The following is a 15,707-nucleotide window of genomic DNA, read 5'->3' on the forward strand; positions in this document are numbered from 1 at the left end:
TAAATCCTGATCATCATGTATTTCAAAATACAATAACCCCAGCGATAATACATCCGCTCCCTTCAAAAAAGTTCTTGCATAATCAGGTAGGCCTGATCATGCGTAAAAATCCAACCACACCACTGATCTCAAATAAATATCAGCAACCCTTGCCTACCAACTGGTAGGTTTGTATATTTACAAAAAAATAATTGATGTCAACAAAAGAACAAATCATACGAGTTGCTGATAGCCTGATTCGGGATAAGGGTTACAATGCCTTTAGCTTTTTTGATATATCTAATGCCGTTGGAATAAAAAAAGCTTCTATTCATTATCATTTTCCACAAAAGATAGATTTGGGAATTGCAGTTATAGATTATCATATTGAAAACTTTCACAAAATGAAAAAGGATTTTGAAGATAAGTCTCCACTACAAAAACTAGACAAGTTCCTCTCTATATACAGGAATATTAAAAATGACAATAAAATATGTATCGTTGGATCGCTATCTACTGATTACAATACTTTAGATATAGGTATAATTGAACATCTAAAGATTTTTTCCGAACAGGTGTTAAATTGGGTGATTGCATGGCTTAAATATGGTCAAGAACAGGGTACTTTTCATTTTAAAGGTGAGCCTAGAACAAAAGCCGTCTTACTTATTTCCACGATGATTGCAAGTGTACAAATTACTAGACTGACCGGTGATGAAGATTTCACTCTCATACAAAAAATTATTAAAGAAGATTTAATTAAAAACGATTAAATGATGAAAAGAGTTGTTATAACAGGTATTGGAGCGATTACGCCTTTAGGAAATACCGTAGATAAATTTTGGAATGCACTGATTATGGGACAAAGTGGCGCAAAAATGATTACTAAATTTGATGCGACAAACTTTAAAACAAAATTCGCATGTGAAGTAAGAGATTTCGATCCTTTACAATTCATGGAAAAATCAGAATTACGAAAATTAGATCTTTTTACGCAATATGCATTAGCTAGCGTTCATGAGGCTATTCACCACGCTGAGATTGATTTCAATCTACTGGACAAAGATCGGATAGGTGTTATCTGGGCTTCAGGAGATGGCGGGGTTTCAACATTTGAGCAACAAATAGCGGAGTTTAAGCAAGGAAATGGAATACCACGCTTCAGTCCGTTCTTTATTTCTAAGCGTATTTTAAACATTGCTTCAGGTGTTATCTCCATTAAATATGGACTTAGAGGAGTAAATTATACGACCGCCTCTGCTTGTTCTGCAAGTAATACTGCGATTGTTGATGCCTTTAATTATATCCGCTGGGGCAAAGCAGATATGATTATTACCGGAGGTTCTGAAGCGTCTATAACCGAAAGTTCCATCGGTGGATTTAATGCATCTAAAGCCTTATCAACAAGTAATGAAGATTATTTGGGTGCCTCCCGCCCTTTTGATATTCATCGTAACGGTTTTGTATTAGGAGAAGGTGCTGGGGCTATCGTATTGGAAAGCTATGAAAGTGCGATTAAAAGAAACGCCCCGATTATTGCTGAAATAATTGGAGGAAGTTTAGCGGCGGATGCTTATCATATTACGGGCACACATCCTGAAGGAGACGGGGCATTTCTGGGAATGAAACTTGCTTTGGAGGATGCGAATATCGCTGCAAAAGATATAGACTATGTCAATGCGCACGCAACTTCTACTCCTATGGGCGATCAAAGTGAACTGAAAGCTATGGGAAGAATGTTTGGTTTTAACAACGAGGTATCTATTAGCGCTACAAAATCAATGACAGGGCACTTACTGGGAGCTGCTGGAGCTATCGAAGCTATTGCTTGTATTAAGGCGGTTCAAGAAGATATTGTTCCGCCTACGATAAACTCTAAAGAAATAGAACCAGAATTTGCTGATAAATTGGATTTAACTCTCGGAAAAGCAAAGCATAAAAAAGTAAATATAGCCATGAGCAATACTTTTGGTTTTGGTGGTCATATCGCTTGTTCCATATTCAAAAAAATAGAGCACTAGATCTCGGCTACTTTTAGAAAATTTATAAATGAACATTTTAAAATGACGGCTTAGAAAGGCTGTCATTTTACTTGAAACATGTACAAATAGTGCATCGTATAATAGGTGCAAAATTTTGAAAAAACATCTATACTCCAGTTTCAGATCAATGTGTTTTTCTGTTATTCATTTCAATCTAAAAAATAAGAGCCAATATTTGAGGTCATTACATTAAATATTAAAAAAATGATGGTTTCAAATTTTGATTTTATAAAAATCGCCGTATATTTGCATCACCAAAACAGAAAACAACTTGTTAACTGTTAGCAATGCGAAAATAGCTCAGCTGGTAGAGCACAACCTTGCCAAGGTTGGGGTCGCGAGTTCGAATCTCGTTTTTCGCTCCACATTAATATCACCTGCCTAGGTGGTGGAACTGGTAGACACGCAGGACTTAAAATCCTGTTTCCGTTAAGGAAGTGCGGGTTCGATTCCCGCCCTAGGTACAAGAAAGCTCATCCAAAAGATGAGCTTTTCTTGTTTTCTATGCCGTCTAAAATATTTTTATTAAATACTAGATTTTCATACTAAAAGCAACACCTGATCGAAACTGTAAACTGCAGTTATATAAACGACCCATTAGCATTAAATCAAATTTCATCCATCGCGCTTACTCTTGCCTTATACAGATCAATTTTTTGATAAGCCTTATTAAAAAACATTTTCTTATCCCTTGTTCCTGCTGTGTTTAACAACCTGGAATTCTTAAGCTGGTGCTGATAAAAATTTGAAACGTGTTGACAGGTGTCAGTATCGTGTGTGATAAAATATCCCAACATGGTATGGGGGACAAATAAAGCCCTTCTATCTTTGTTCGAAACAAGAACATTATTGTTTAATATCAACAGTTCATGATAATACAGTTGGTATTGGTCATTATTCGGAACACATTTATTCTCCAGCGAAAACAAAAGCTCTTTGACCTGATCGCAGAGAATCGTCCCGTGCGCTGCGGTCAATAAACCAGTTTGTGAAAAATACATGATCTGCTGTAACGTACTATTGATAGTTGTATCATTCCAAATTTCTTTTACTCTGATGGAGGAATAATAATCGTTCAATTTTTTTCCGCCATTGTCTAATGCGTTTTTCGATAAAAAAGATTCGAATGATACTTCCAGTCCCTCAAAACTCAATAAGTTGAGCCAGACGTATCTTTTAAAGCTTGACAGTAATCCTGTATTTATGGTATAGAAAATTGGAATATCCTTAGCGGAATAGTAGAGGGACGTACCAAGATCAGGATTGAATTCTGTTAAAGACTTAAAGGAATTTTCCAGATAAGTTGAAAGGTCATGTGGTGTCCGGATTTCTGTCGTTTTTTTTACTAAAACATGATCACTCTTTTGAAACATCTTATCTAAAGAAATTGCAAAGTGATTAGCCAGCTGAACTGTCTCCTCTATCGAAAATTTACTTTTCATCGAAATTCTTCGATGTGCCGCATCATAACTAATATCAAGCGCATTTGCAATGGCTTCTATAATAGACTTAGTAGCGTCGACTTTTTTATATATTTCTTGGATTAGCTTTTCTTGATACATTGGTTTAATTATTTGCGATAATCACAAAATTAAAAATATTTTTTATTGTTTGTCACAATTTTAAATGCAATTATCACAATAACTTTGGAATACGAAACAAACAGTCCATTTATTAAAAGCTCATTATGAAAACATTATTAAAAAAAACAGAAGCATATGACGTTCATACTGAAGACGCATGCGCTTTACCATTTTCTTCAGAAATCAGCCAAACAGAGATAGCGAAACTGTGTGATTATCTCAGCAAAAAAACGAATAAACAATTTCCAATACTTACTGACAGTAACATCAACTTATCGCTATTAAATGGAAATATTGAAAATTTTATTGGGATAAGTCAAATTCCTACGGGGGTCATTGGCCCGCTAAAAGTTCATGGTACAGCAGCTAATGGAGCTTACTATGTTCCATTAGCTACCAGTGAAGGCGCGCTGGTGGCTTCATATCATCGTGGAGCGAGAGCATGCTTACTAGCTGGAGGAGTTACTTCGATATGTCTAAAGGAAGGTATCCAGAGAAGTCCTGTATTCAAATTTGAAAATTTAAATGATTTAAGCCTTTTTATCTCTTGGTTTCTTGCTAAAAAAGAAAGTCTCCACGATATTGTTAAAAATACAAGCAGATTTGCTAAGCTAACAGATACAAAGATTCAGATTGAAGGAAACCATCTCACCATATCTTTTGAATACTTTACAGCAGATGCATCGGGACAAAATATGGTCACGATATGTACAGATGCGATCTGTCGATTTATGATTGATCAATGTCCCGTTAAACCTAGCCATTGGTTTATAGAAGGAAATAGTTCAGGAGACAAAAAAGCAACAGCATATTCCTTTAATAACGTTAGGGGTAAGAAAGTCACAGCGGAAATTGAATTATCCGCTAAAATTGTATCAGAGGTACTTAAAACGTCATCTGCACTCATGGATAGGTATTGGCGTACTTCCACTATGGGAGTGATCCAGAGCGGTGCAATAGGCGCACAGGGTCATTATGCAAATGGGCTTACAGCATTATTTATAGCTACCGGTCAAGATGTGGCCTGCGTAGCAGAAGCGGCAACAGGAATTACAAGAATGGAATTAAATAGTAATGGATCGCTCTACGCCTGTGTTACATTGCCAAATCTGATCGTAGGAACGGTAGGTGGAGGAACCAATCTACCTACTCAAAGAGAATGTCTGGATATGATGGACTGTTATGGAGAAGGAAATTCAATAAAATATGCCGAGATAGCTGCTGCTCTTGTTCTTGCCGGCGAGTTATCGATCGCCGCGGCGCTGTCAGCAGGTCAATTTACGCAGGCTCATCAAAATTTCGGTAGAAAAAAATCACTGTAATATGGAAACTAAAAAAGAAAACAGATGGAATGTGCCAAATGCACTTTCACTATACCGTTTATTGGCATTACCTTTTATCATTTATACTATAATTACAGCAAATAGAGAGTCCTTTATATTGTTGCTGTCCATAAACCTAGTAACTGATATACTTGACGGATTAATCGCAAGACTGTTTAATCTTCAAACAGAGTTTGGTGCAAAACTAGATTCGATTGCAGACATCGGGACTTATATTATGGCGTTCATGGGAATGATTAGTTTAGAAAAAGTATTCGTAGCAACATACAAAATAGAATTTATAATCTTAATTGCGATGTTGTTAATTCCACAGTTATGCGCGCTTATCAGATTTCAAAGATTCCCTAGCTTTCATTTATGGTCTTATAAAATAACTGGCTACTTACAGGGCATATTTATTTTCAGCTACTTCGTATTTGGCTTTAGTGCATTCTACTTTCACTTGATGTTAGTTGTTAGTTGTCTAGCGTACCTAGAGGAATTAATCTTGGTTATTACGCTACCAAAACTACACTCTAATTTAAAGAGCATATTTCTTATACAGCAACAAAAAAGAAATTAATCATGTACTTAATTATTGGTTCTATATTGTTCCTGTTTTTTGGAATAGGCAGTTTAGTTACACAGTATATCAATAAACAGAGTAAGCTGCGACAAGCTAATGAACGTTGGTTAAAACTCGTGTTGTACTTTGTAATTCTGATCATGGTATTTTCGTGTATCTATTTTGAATTAACAGTATCTCTAGCTATTTGCATTGGAATAATAGGTCTTTTTGAAATTTCAAAAGCTCATATATTTTCCAATAAACGGATTATATTTTTCTTTTTTTCTGTATTTATTTACCTTACGATCCTATTTGCATTTATCAAATTCAGTGACAATACTTTAACAGAAAACGTATGCTTTGTATACTTTACTGTGGTCACTTTTGATGGATTCAGCCAACTTACTGGTCAATTATTTGGTAAAAGAAAACTTCTGCCTCAGATTAGTCCCAATAAAACTTTTGAAGGTTTACTTGGAGGTTTAATACTAACAACATCGACCAGCTTTTTCTTTTTCCAATACATCGATTTTTCAATTGGCCAAACCATAGCGACAGCAATTTCTATTTGTTTTACAGCACTCACTGGAGATTTATTAGCTTCATTGCTGAAACGTAAATATCAAATTAAAGATTATAGTAAGCTAATTCCAGGTCATGGTGGGATACTAGATCGCTTTGACAGCTTTATATTTTCTGGAGCTATGTATTGGTTAGCTGATTTATTTAAAGAAATATTATAATGAAAAACGATTTGTTAAACCTGCTTTTACTGGCATTGACATTCTTGCTTTTATTTGCTCTTTCTGAATTTTTATACCATCAATACAAGATTAAGGTAGAATTGACAAGAAAACTTGTACATATTGGTACAGGATTAATTTGTTTGCTCTTTCCAATATTATTGAAAAATCATTGGTCAGTCCTATTTCTTTGTGGATTATTTGCTGTGATTTTACTCCTATCCTTAAAATTTAATTTATTAAAATCCATCAATGCAGTTGACAGAAAATCCGTAGGTAGTATTGTATATCCAGTGGCAGTTTATCTGTGCTTCTTAATCCAGACATCTTTAGATGAATGCTATATATATTATTATTTACCTTTAGTTACCTTAGCTATTTGCGATCCTATGGCCGCACTATCCGGCAAGAAATGGCCTTTAGCGCAATATAAGATCTTTGGTGCAAAAAAAACTTTAATGGGATCTACTGTTTTCTTTATATGTGCTATGATCGTTATGTTTTTAACATGGAGATCCGTTTATAATTCTAATTTAGATTCGGAGGAATTTATAGTAATAGCCACAATTGCTCTTACTGCTACATTAGCAGAGGCATTTAGCAAAGATGGCTATGATAACTTAACAATTCCGGTAAGTATATTAGTCTGTTTGTATATATATTTTCCTTGATGAAAAAAATGATCATCTTTAGAAATAGAAAAAGTTTATCTTTGGGATCAGTTTTTGTATTTTATTATAGTCGATCTATAGATTCCCATTTCCTATTGAAATCTTAAAATTCCATTGCCTTTTTAGAAAATTGCTATATTCGAAGTAAAACAAAGTCAGTATGTCTACTTTTTATTATAGTTTATTATTTCTTGTGTTCTTTATTCTTGTTTTATTAGCGGTCTTCCTCTACTGGAAGATTCGTATTTTAAAACGTCAAAATAAACTATTAATTCGACAAAATCGAGATTTAAATAGCATTTCTCTTCCTGATGAAACGAATTATTATAAGTTGGACCCACACTTACTAAAAAATGCATTAAACGCTATTCAGTCTCATGCCTACCAAAGTTATCATGCACTTGATAAATTATCCAATGTACTGGATTATATTCTTTATGAAACAGATGTCACGTTCGTAAAGCTAAAAGATGAGATCGCTTTTGCGCAAAATCTAATAGAGATCAATAAACTTAAAATAAGTCCTTTATTTGATCTACATATACGAAAAAAAATTAGTGCCGAAGCTGGAGAAATGCTTATTGCTCCATTTATGACCATCAACCCAATTGAAAATGCTTTCAAACATGCTGATGTTCAAAATGAAAACAGTTTTATCTCTGTGGTGTTTGAGGTTATCGACGATTATTTTCACCTCACCGTTTCTAATCGGGTCATGCAAAAACAAAAAATAGACTCAAGCCTAGGTGGATTGGGCAATAAAACTTTTTCGAAACGGTTGAAAAATATTTACGGTACTGAGTACAGCTTGAATACTGAGCAAAAAGAAAATATATACACGGTAACCGTAAAAATAAAACTTTATCAAAATGATTAAATGTATTTTATTGGATGATGAACTTCCTTCACTAAGTTACATTCAAGCTTTATGTGAAAATTTTAAGGACGTAGAAATCGTAAAAAGTTTCAATAATCCCCAAAAGTTTTTAGCACAGATTGACAGACTTGATTTTAACACCTGTATTCTAGATATTCATATGCCAGGTATGAACGGACTAGAGGTCGCCCGGATACTTTCTGACAAAGCAATTATCTTTTCAACAGCTCATAAGGAATATGCTGCTGATGCATTTGATCTCAATGCTGTGGATTATATACGAAAACCTTATCAGGCTGATCGATTACAGACTGCTTTCGATAAAGCCTTGAAGTGGCTTAACTCAACAAAGGAAACAGGTTTAGAGGTTATAGAGTTAAACAGTAATCAAGGAAAAACAAGGATAAGAATAGATCAAATTGCCTATATTGAGGTGGCCGATCATGATAGGCGGGATAAATACATCTATATGAAAGACGGTCAAAATATTCTTGCGAAAAACATCAGTTTAGATGAAATTTTGGCGATCCTACCTTCTGGAAAATTCTGTAGGATCAACAGACGAAATGTTGTTGCATTAGCTGTGGTCTCGTCTTACACAGCACAGTATGTCGCGTGTAAAATAAAAGATATGCCTGACCTGAAACAACTTACCTTATCGGCACCCTACAAAGATCATTTTGTAAACAGCTTAAATGTTTAGTACATTTTTTTTCTGGTCTGGTACAAAAAACACGAATTCGTTTTGTAGAAAAAACTTTAGCTATTATACTTGCTCTTTACAATCCGACAAAATATGTTTAAAAGTAAGTACCGCTCCACCTTTTTTTATCTAGCCATTTTAATTATTGGGATAGCTTTAGGCTATTTTATTATCCATCAGGGCTCCCAATTTGAAAATCAACCACATACAACTGCAGATGTACCACTCAACTCAGCATGGTCACATTTCTTAGATCATTTGCATGAAAATCTTTCCTACCCGCTAGCAATACTCGTGTTGCAGATCATAACAATCATATTTGTAGCGCGAATATTTGGTATATTATTCAGAAAAATTGGTCAACCTTCTGTTATTGGAGAAATCGTAGCGGGTATTGCACTAGGGCCCTCCCTACTAGGAAATTACTTTCCAGAAATATCCACATTTTTATTTCCAGTCAGTTCTTTGGGAAATCTGGGGGTATTGAGTCAAATAGGTTTAGTGCTATTTATGTTTGTCGTCGGCATGGAGCTAGATTTGAAAATATTGAAAAACAAAGCTCAAGATGCCATAGTTATCAGTCATGTAAGCATTATCTTTCCTTTTCTTCTAGGGATGGGGCTCGCCTATGTGATCTTCCAGACAACAGCACCTGAAGGTATTTCATTTTTATCATATGCGCTCTTTATTGGAATATCCATGAGTATTACTGCATTTCCTGTTTTAGCAAGGATCGTACAGGAAAGGGGTATGAGCAAAACACGACTAGGTTCGATTGCCATCACCTGTGCAGCGGCAGATGATATCACTGCTTGGTGTCTTTTGGCAGCTGTTATTGCGGTTGTAAAAGCAGGATCTGTAGTCAGTGCAGTTTACACGATCGCTTTCGCGGCCGGCTATGTCTTATTGATGGTCCGGTTCGTAAAACCATTTCTCCAACGTATCGGTGACCTTCACTCCACTAAAGAACGGTTAGGCAAATCGATTGTAGGTATCTTTTTTCTAACATTGCTGATTTCTTCATGGACCACCGAAGTTATCGGTATCCACGCCCTATTTGGAGCTTTTATGGCTGGTGTAATCATGCCAACCAACACAAGTTTTCGAAGTATCTTTATTGAAAAAGTGGAAGATGTAGCGCAAGTACTTCTTTTACCGCTATTTTTTGTCTTTACAGGCCTAAGAACACAGATTGGATTACTCAATGAGGCCGAACATTGGCAAACCTGTTTCTGGGTGGTTACAATTGCTGTAGTGGGTAAATTTATTGGAAGTGCTTTATCGGCAAGATTTGTGGGGCAAAACTGGCACAGTAGCCTTACCATAGGAGCTTTGATGAATACTAGAGGTTTGATGGAACTAGTCGCTCTAAACATAGGTTATGATTTAGGAGTCCTTACTGATGAAATGTTCGCAATACTGGTTCTTATGGCTTTGATCACAACATTTATGACGGGGCCTGCATTAGATTTAATTAATAAATTTTTTAAGCCTGAAATCGAAAATAATGGCGATCTCATTTCGAAGAAAAATAAATACAATATTCTGATTTCATTTGGCAACCCAAATTCTGGAAAAATTTTACTCCGTATTGCCAATATGCTGATTAAAAAATCAAAAGAAAATAGTACGGTAACGGCATTACATCTTTCGATCGGGAATGAACTCAATACTTATAATTCGATCGAATACGAAAGAGATAATTTTTCAGTATTAAATGATGAAAGTGAAAAAATAGAGCAACCGTACACTGGTATTTTTAGAGGTACCGACAATATCAACGACGACATTGCAAAAATGGCCAATGAAGAAGATTTCGACTTACTGTTGACAGGTATCGGTCAATCTGTCTATGAAGGATCTGTTTTAGGAAGTATCATCGGGTTTACAAGTAAAGTCGTTAATCCGGAAAGATTGTTAGGTTCATTAACAGGTAAAGAAAGTTTATTTAATCATAGCGGATTTGAAGATAAAACGACAGCGCTTTTAAAAGCTGTTCATATTCCTTGTGGAATTTTAGTCGATAGGGGTCTTCCTGAAGAGGTGAAAAGCATATTGGTTCCTATCAAAACACTTAGTGATAGTTTCTTATTGATATATGTGCACAAACTTGTACAGAACAACGATGTAAAAATAAGTTTCTTAGACGAAGATGAGTTCATTAAAACCTCTGTGGAGCTCAAAGAGGCTATTCGTTCGTTAGATTATGCGGCACCTAATCAAATCAATATTATAGAGGAACCCAAGACTAAAGATATTGATTATTCTTCATTCGATATTATACTGATAAGTTTCATTGCTTGGAAACAGATTTCTTTTGAGAAAGAGCAATGGACGAAAAAATTACCGAGTACATTGATTTTAAAACCTTAATATTTATTGTTATGGAAAAATACATTTTTGAAACCATGCTAATTAATGAAGACAAAATTCATCAATTAGAGGAAACTTTAAAGAAGATTCCCAACATCATCACCATTAATATTAACAGATTCAGTAACGGATTAATATTAAAATTGGAAGCTCTAAATATTCAAGCGTTTGAAATAGCACTACGTCTGAAACAAAATGGTTTTGCCGTTGAGCGCTTATACGAAGAATAATAGCTGATCCATTGTTACACCATTATATAAACTCCAACAAAAAGTTTATATAATGGTGTATGCATTTTTAACGATTCCCCATACATGATGCCCTTATAGCCTGCTTCTGCTATCTTCCAATTCTCATTTTATTGTGCCCGAATCATCTTTTCTTGATTATTTTTCTATTTTTATCGCACAAATAGATTACATATGCACACAGCTCTATATATTTTTTCTTCCATCCTAATCATTATAAGTTTTATTCCATTAATAAGAAATGATTATTGGACGTTCCGAATTTTTGAGTATCCAAGACTACAAAAGCTTGTATTAACAGCCCTGTCACTGGCGCTCCTTTTAATATTCTCTAACAGAACGTTAACCTTCTATATTTATGTAACCTTACTTTCAGGGACTATTTTATACCTATTAAAACAGATCATTCCCTTTACTCCTCTTGGAAAAAAGCAGATTTTAAGAGTAAAACAGGAAATACCCGATCAAACCATCAGTATTATGATATCAAATGTGTTTGAAGATAATACCAATTACAAAGGCTGCATTGCGGAAATTAAAAAGACTGATGCTGACCTGGTACTGCTATTGGAAACCAGTCATGAATGGATGGAACAGCTTAAGGAAGCCACAGATGCCTATCCTTATCGTATAGAGAAACCGATAGATAACACTTATGGTATGTTGCTGTACTCTAAATTGGAATTGAAGGAAAGTGAAGTCAAATTTCTTGTGGAGGATGATATCCCTTCCATTCATACAAAAGTAATTTTACGAAATGGGCAGGTCATTCAATTATATGCGGTACATCCGACTCCTCCTGTACCAGGTGAAAACCCAAGGTCAACAGAACGTGATAAGGAACTCCTTCTGATTGCAGATAAAGCTTTAGCATCAAAAATACCAGTGATAGTTTGCGGTGACCTGAATGACGTCGCCTGGAGCTATACCACTGAATTATTTTTAAAGACAAGTCAATTACTTGATCCGAGAAGAGGCCGTTTCTTTCTGAATACTTTTCATGCACATCATTTTTTTATGCGCTTTCCTTTAGATCATATTTTCTGTAGTACAGACTTCAAATTAAAGAAAATGAAAAGACTGAATAATTTTGATTCAGATCACTTCCCAATTCTGACCGTATTACAATACGAAAAATCCGCGGATGCAGAACAAGAAGACAATACATTAGATTTAGATCAGGAAGATCGGGAATTAGCTGAGGAAAAAAAAGAAAAGTGCTGATACAACAGCACTTTTCTTTTTTTGAGTAATTATTTTTGTTTAATATTCTATTGCTAAAATTGATCTCAGAGGAATCAATACACCGCTTTTTATTTGGAGATACTTATCCGTTAACGACCAAACCGTTGTTTCTATTCTTTTAGGACCTACTTCTGTTTGAAAGGCTATTGTAGTCTTCGACTTAAATTCATTCCCCAATCGCAAAGCTCCTTTTAAAGTTTCTAAAAATGTTTGACTTCTATCTTCATTCGCCGCGACTATTTTGAATGAAGAGATTTGTTCTTTTTCTATCAATTCTCCGATCATACTACTAATAATTTATAATTGACACTTTGATTAAGTAAGACATTTCATTTATAACGCTCCTAATTGTTATAACATATACTTAACCTTATTTAAATGTAAGGAATCCTCGATAAAATACCAATACTATTTCGATTTTAACATTTATTTTACAAAATGCCTTATTCTACAGCATAATAATGCCTAAATTTGTTGAAATTTATCAAAAATGGACAATTCAACATTTGAAAAAAACTGGGAAATCAATTTTACACAATGCTATTCAAATGCCAGAATCCGTTATTCTGATCTTTCCAATTTACTGCAACTCACAGCTGGTGAACATGCGACTATTGCAGGTTTTGGTTTTAGGGAAATGGCCAAAAATAATCAGACCTGGGTGTTAAGCCGTATCCGGTTTGAAATAAACCGCTTGCCAAAATGGATGGATATAGTGACCATAAAAACCTGGATTCAGCACTTAGAAGGGGCTAAATCAACCCGTAATTTTGAGGTGTATGTCAATAACCAACTTTATGTGACTGCTACAAGTTATTGGGCGGTTATCAATACTGTAAAAAGAGGACCTGAGGAACTGGCAATAGCACTTGGCGATTTTAAAACATTTCCAGAGCGTCACAGTACGCAAAAGCCTTTTTCAAAACTAAATCTAGCACAGACCGTAAAACCAATCGAAAACTATACGGTTAAAATATCAGATCTGGATATTGTCAATCATGCTAATAATGTCAAATATTTAGATTGGTGTATGGATAGATTACCGATGGAATTAGTGCTAACAAATCAAATTGTATCCATAGAAATGAATTACCTACGAGAACTCCGCTATAATGACCGTGTAGAAATTAGTGGTAACTCAACAGATAAGGGCTATTTCATGACGGTCACAAAGCAAGAACGTGTTTCATTCGCCTTAGAAATCGAGACTAAATAAAAAGGGAGTACTTCGCTTGAAGTACCCCCTTTTTATTCTTTATGTTTTTACATTAACCTGCAAAAGCTTTATCACCTTTTTTATAAGGGTAATTTCCATCGAATTTTCCTGGAATCTTCACATAGCGCAATGCTTTAGTTAATCCCAGTTCCGAATTAAAGTATCCTGTTAAGGTCAACTGCTTAAACATTGTAAACCAATGAGGTGGTTTATTTTCCACTTCTCTATATAATTCATTTTGTTTTACAGCATTTTTCTCACGTTCTTCTTTTGTCGCCTCATCTTGTTTTTTATTAAACTCACCAGCTTCTTTGTCTAGTAAGTTTACAAAACTTGTACGTTCTTCAGCAGAAAGATCTAAGAAATTTTTCTTCATTAACTCTTGTGCTTTTTTATCTAAGTTGTTAATTCCATCCATGAAAACAGTTTGTTGTTCATCGGTATAACAATCTCTTACCATCACTGGGATAAAGCTTCCCACGCCTGCTTCTTTAGCTCCAGGAGTAGAGGTTTTCGGTAATATTGCTTCGGCTAAGTCTCCCAATAAATCGGTTGTCTTAGGTTCGAATAAAACTTCTACCTGTTTAGTAGCAGAGCGTGAACAACCTTCAAGAAAAAGGCTTGAACCAATGACCACGCCTCCCATCAACATTGCGACACGTTGAATTGCTTCTCTTCTATTCATAATCAATCTCTTTTAATACTTAAATTGTATAATTAACTTCCCAGCCTGGACGATAGTTACGCTTCACGAACTGGTTTACTTCATCAAAATTCGTCACACGCATATTATTATTATCCCATAATAAGCGTAAGTTTCTTCCTGGATATTTATTATCAACTTTCAAATCCGATCCACGAATAGCCAAGTTTGCCATCAGTAAAGCTTCTGTCAATGGTCCAGCAATTTCAAAAGGAGAAGACATCTGCATATTACCATAACCAGCAATACAACCTTCAACCCATTGCGCCCAGTGACCATCCGCACCACCTTTAACACGTGCATACTTTTGTTTTGGAGTCGTATAAGAAGCAGTTGTAGGCAATAATCTCGGATTTGCAGCGTAAGTATCGGCCAATATTTTACCTTTCGTACCGATAAATAAAATACCATTTCCACCGTCGCCAAAAGCCTCATTAGGACCTAGTTCATCTGGTCTTGGTGGTTGAATTCCACCATCCATCCAATGTAGCTTAACATCTCCTGCTGTTTTATCCGTTTTCGGGAATGTCATTACGGCATAGCTTGACGGCGGACAGCTTTCTGGGAAATATCCTCTTTTAAATTCGTCAACATATACAGATCCAACAGTTGCCTGTACATCTTTCACATATTGAAGGCCATAGATACTAAAAGGCGCTTCCATGTTATGGCATCCCATATCACCTAATGCACCTGTTCCATAATCCCACCATCCTCTCCAGTTGAAAGGAATCAATTTTTCAACATAGTCTTTTTTTGGAGCAGTACCTAACCAAAGATCCCAATCCAATTCTTGTGGAACCGGAGCTTGTTGTGTAGGCCATTGGATACCTTGAGGCCATACAGGGCGATCGGTCCAACAGAAGATCTCTTTCAGATCTCCAATCATCCCTGCGTCAACCCATTCGCGCATCTGTCTCACACCATCACCTGATGCTCCTTGATTACCCATTTGCGTCACAACTTTATATTTCTTGGCTGCTTGTGTCAAAACACGTGCTTCCCAAACATCATGAGCTAATGGTTTTTGCACATAAACGTGCTTACCCAATTGCATTGCTGCCAAAGCCACAATAGCATGCTGATGATCTGGTGTTGATACTGAAACTGCATCAATATGTTTATGCTCTTTATCGAGCATATCACGGAAATCCTTATAAAATTTTGCCTTCGGAAACTTTTTCACAGAATCTGCCGCACGACGCGTATCTACATCACATAGGTAAGCAATATTTGCTTTTCCACTTGCTGCAAATCGCGATACGTCTGATCCCCCCATACCACCGACACCTACAGATGCAACATTCAACATATCACTCGGTGCTGTAAAACCTACTCCACCCAATACATGGCGGGGCAGTATAGTCACTCCAGCGCCAAATAAGGCAGCTTTTTTCAGAAAGTCTCTTCTTGATGAATTATTCTTTTCCATAA

The 15,707-nt window shown here is 35.6% G+C and carries 16 protein-coding genes and 2 tRNA genes; 14 read left to right on the forward strand and 4 right to left on the reverse strand.

Annotated elements, in window-relative coordinates:
* Positions 1-194: 194 nt before the first annotated feature.
* The 4 genes from JAZ75_RS25690 (at position 195) to JAZ75_RS25705 (ending at position 2,485) form a co-directional block, all read left to right on the forward strand.
* Positions 195-752, forward strand: a complete 558-nt coding sequence (locus tag JAZ75_RS25690; protein ID WP_132843946.1) for a TetR/AcrR family transcriptional regulator — start codon at positions 195-197, stop codon at positions 750-752.
* A gap of 3 nt (positions 753-755) precedes the next feature.
* The gene (gene fabF, locus JAZ75_RS25695; RefSeq protein WP_132844113.1) at positions 756-2,000 is read left to right on the forward strand and encodes a beta-ketoacyl-ACP synthase II; all 1,245 of its coding nucleotides are present in this window, start codon (positions 756-758) and stop codon (positions 1,998-2,000) included.
* 310 nt (positions 2,001-2,310) lie between these two features.
* Positions 2,311-2,386 (forward strand) — tRNA-Gly (locus tag JAZ75_RS25700).
* A 14-nt stretch (positions 2,387-2,400) separates the two neighbouring features.
* Positions 2,401-2,485 (forward strand) — tRNA-Leu (locus JAZ75_RS25705).
* Between the two features lie 144 nt (positions 2,486-2,629).
* Here the strand turns inward: JAZ75_RS25705 and JAZ75_RS25710 are convergent.
* Positions 2,630-3,583 (reverse strand): hypothetical protein, encoded by a 954-nt coding sequence (locus JAZ75_RS25710; protein ID WP_208699465.1) that lies wholly within the window; start codon positions 3,581-3,583, stop codon positions 2,630-2,632.
* A 125-nt stretch (positions 3,584-3,708) separates the two neighbouring features.
* Here JAZ75_RS25710 and JAZ75_RS25715 point away from each other — a divergent pair, with 125 nt between their 5' ends.
* The 9 genes from JAZ75_RS25715 (at position 3,709) to JAZ75_RS25755 (ending at position 12,333) form a co-directional block, all read left to right on the forward strand.
* Positions 3,709-4,926: a hydroxymethylglutaryl-CoA reductase gene (locus tag JAZ75_RS25715; RefSeq protein WP_208699466.1), complete on the forward strand. Its 1,218-nt coding sequence runs from the start codon at positions 3,709-3,711 to the stop codon at positions 4,924-4,926.
* A 1-nt stretch (position 4,927) separates the two neighbouring features.
* Positions 4,928-5,509: a CDP-alcohol phosphatidyltransferase family protein gene (locus tag JAZ75_RS25720; protein WP_208699467.1), complete on the forward strand. Its 582-nt coding sequence runs from the start codon at positions 4,928-4,930 to the stop codon at positions 5,507-5,509.
* Positions 5,510-5,511: 2 nt separating this feature from the next.
* Positions 5,512-6,237 (forward strand): phosphatidate cytidylyltransferase, encoded by a 726-nt coding sequence (locus JAZ75_RS25725; RefSeq protein ID WP_132771908.1) that lies wholly within the window; start codon positions 5,512-5,514, stop codon positions 6,235-6,237.
* Entirely contained in the window at positions 6,237-6,908 is a 672-nt protein-coding gene (locus JAZ75_RS25730; protein WP_132843954.1) for a diacylglycerol/polyprenol kinase family protein, read from the forward strand. Before JAZ75_RS25725 ends, JAZ75_RS25730 begins: the two co-directional genes overlap by 1 nt.
* Positions 6,909-7,068: 160 nt before the next feature.
* Positions 7,069-7,785, forward strand: a complete 717-nt coding sequence (locus JAZ75_RS25735; protein WP_208699469.1) for a sensor histidine kinase — start codon at positions 7,069-7,071, stop codon at positions 7,783-7,785.
* Positions 7,778-8,488, forward strand: a complete 711-nt coding sequence (locus tag JAZ75_RS25740; RefSeq protein WP_021189847.1) for a LytR/AlgR family response regulator transcription factor — start codon at positions 7,778-7,780, stop codon at positions 8,486-8,488. The genes JAZ75_RS25735 and JAZ75_RS25740 overlap by 8 nt, the downstream gene beginning before the upstream one ends.
* Positions 8,489-8,581: 93 nt before the next feature.
* Positions 8,582-10,861, forward strand: coding sequence for a cation:proton antiporter (locus JAZ75_RS25745; RefSeq protein ID WP_208699471.1), 2,280 nt, complete (start codon positions 8,582-8,584; stop codon positions 10,859-10,861).
* Between the two features lie 11 nt (positions 10,862-10,872).
* Positions 10,873-11,091 (forward strand): hypothetical protein, encoded by a 219-nt coding sequence (locus JAZ75_RS25750; RefSeq protein WP_132771913.1) that lies wholly within the window; start codon positions 10,873-10,875, stop codon positions 11,089-11,091.
* A 192-nt stretch (positions 11,092-11,283) separates the two neighbouring features.
* Complete coding sequence (locus tag JAZ75_RS25755) at positions 11,284-12,333, forward strand: endonuclease/exonuclease/phosphatase family protein (protein WP_021189845.1); 1,050 nt, start codon at positions 11,284-11,286, stop codon at positions 12,331-12,333.
* Positions 12,334-12,372: 39 nt separating this feature from the next.
* On the opposite strand, the gene JAZ75_RS25760 is transcribed toward JAZ75_RS25755, so the two are convergent.
* On the reverse strand, positions 12,373-12,639 hold the full coding sequence (locus JAZ75_RS25760; protein WP_208699473.1) for a hypothetical protein: 267 nt from the start codon (positions 12,637-12,639) through the stop codon (positions 12,373-12,375).
* Positions 12,640-12,844: 205 nt separating this feature from the next.
* Here JAZ75_RS25760 and JAZ75_RS25765 point away from each other — a divergent pair, with 205 nt between their 5' ends.
* Positions 12,845-13,570, forward strand: a complete 726-nt coding sequence (locus JAZ75_RS25765; RefSeq protein WP_021189843.1) for an acyl-[acyl-carrier-protein] thioesterase — start codon at positions 12,845-12,847, stop codon at positions 13,568-13,570.
* A 52-nt stretch (positions 13,571-13,622) separates the two neighbouring features.
* Here the strand turns inward: JAZ75_RS25765 and JAZ75_RS25770 are convergent, their stop codons facing one another.
* Together JAZ75_RS25770 and JAZ75_RS25775 are read right to left on the reverse strand one after the other, a co-directional pair.
* Entirely contained in the window at positions 13,623-14,255 is a 633-nt protein-coding gene (locus JAZ75_RS25770; protein WP_021189842.1) for a gluconate 2-dehydrogenase subunit 3 family protein, read from the reverse strand.
* A gap of 19 nt (positions 14,256-14,274) precedes the next feature.
* Positions 14,275-15,705 carry a Gfo/Idh/MocA family protein gene (locus JAZ75_RS25775; protein ID WP_168128081.1) on the reverse strand — a complete coding sequence of 477 codons (1,431 nt, stop codon included), beginning with the start codon at positions 15,703-15,705 and terminating at the stop codon, positions 14,275-14,277.
* Positions 15,706-15,707 lie beyond the last annotated feature (2 nt).

Source organism: Sphingobacterium sp. UDSM-2020, assembly GCF_016132525.1.
Lineage (GTDB): Bacteria > Bacteroidota > Bacteroidia > Sphingobacteriales > Sphingobacteriaceae > Sphingobacterium > Sphingobacterium anhuiense.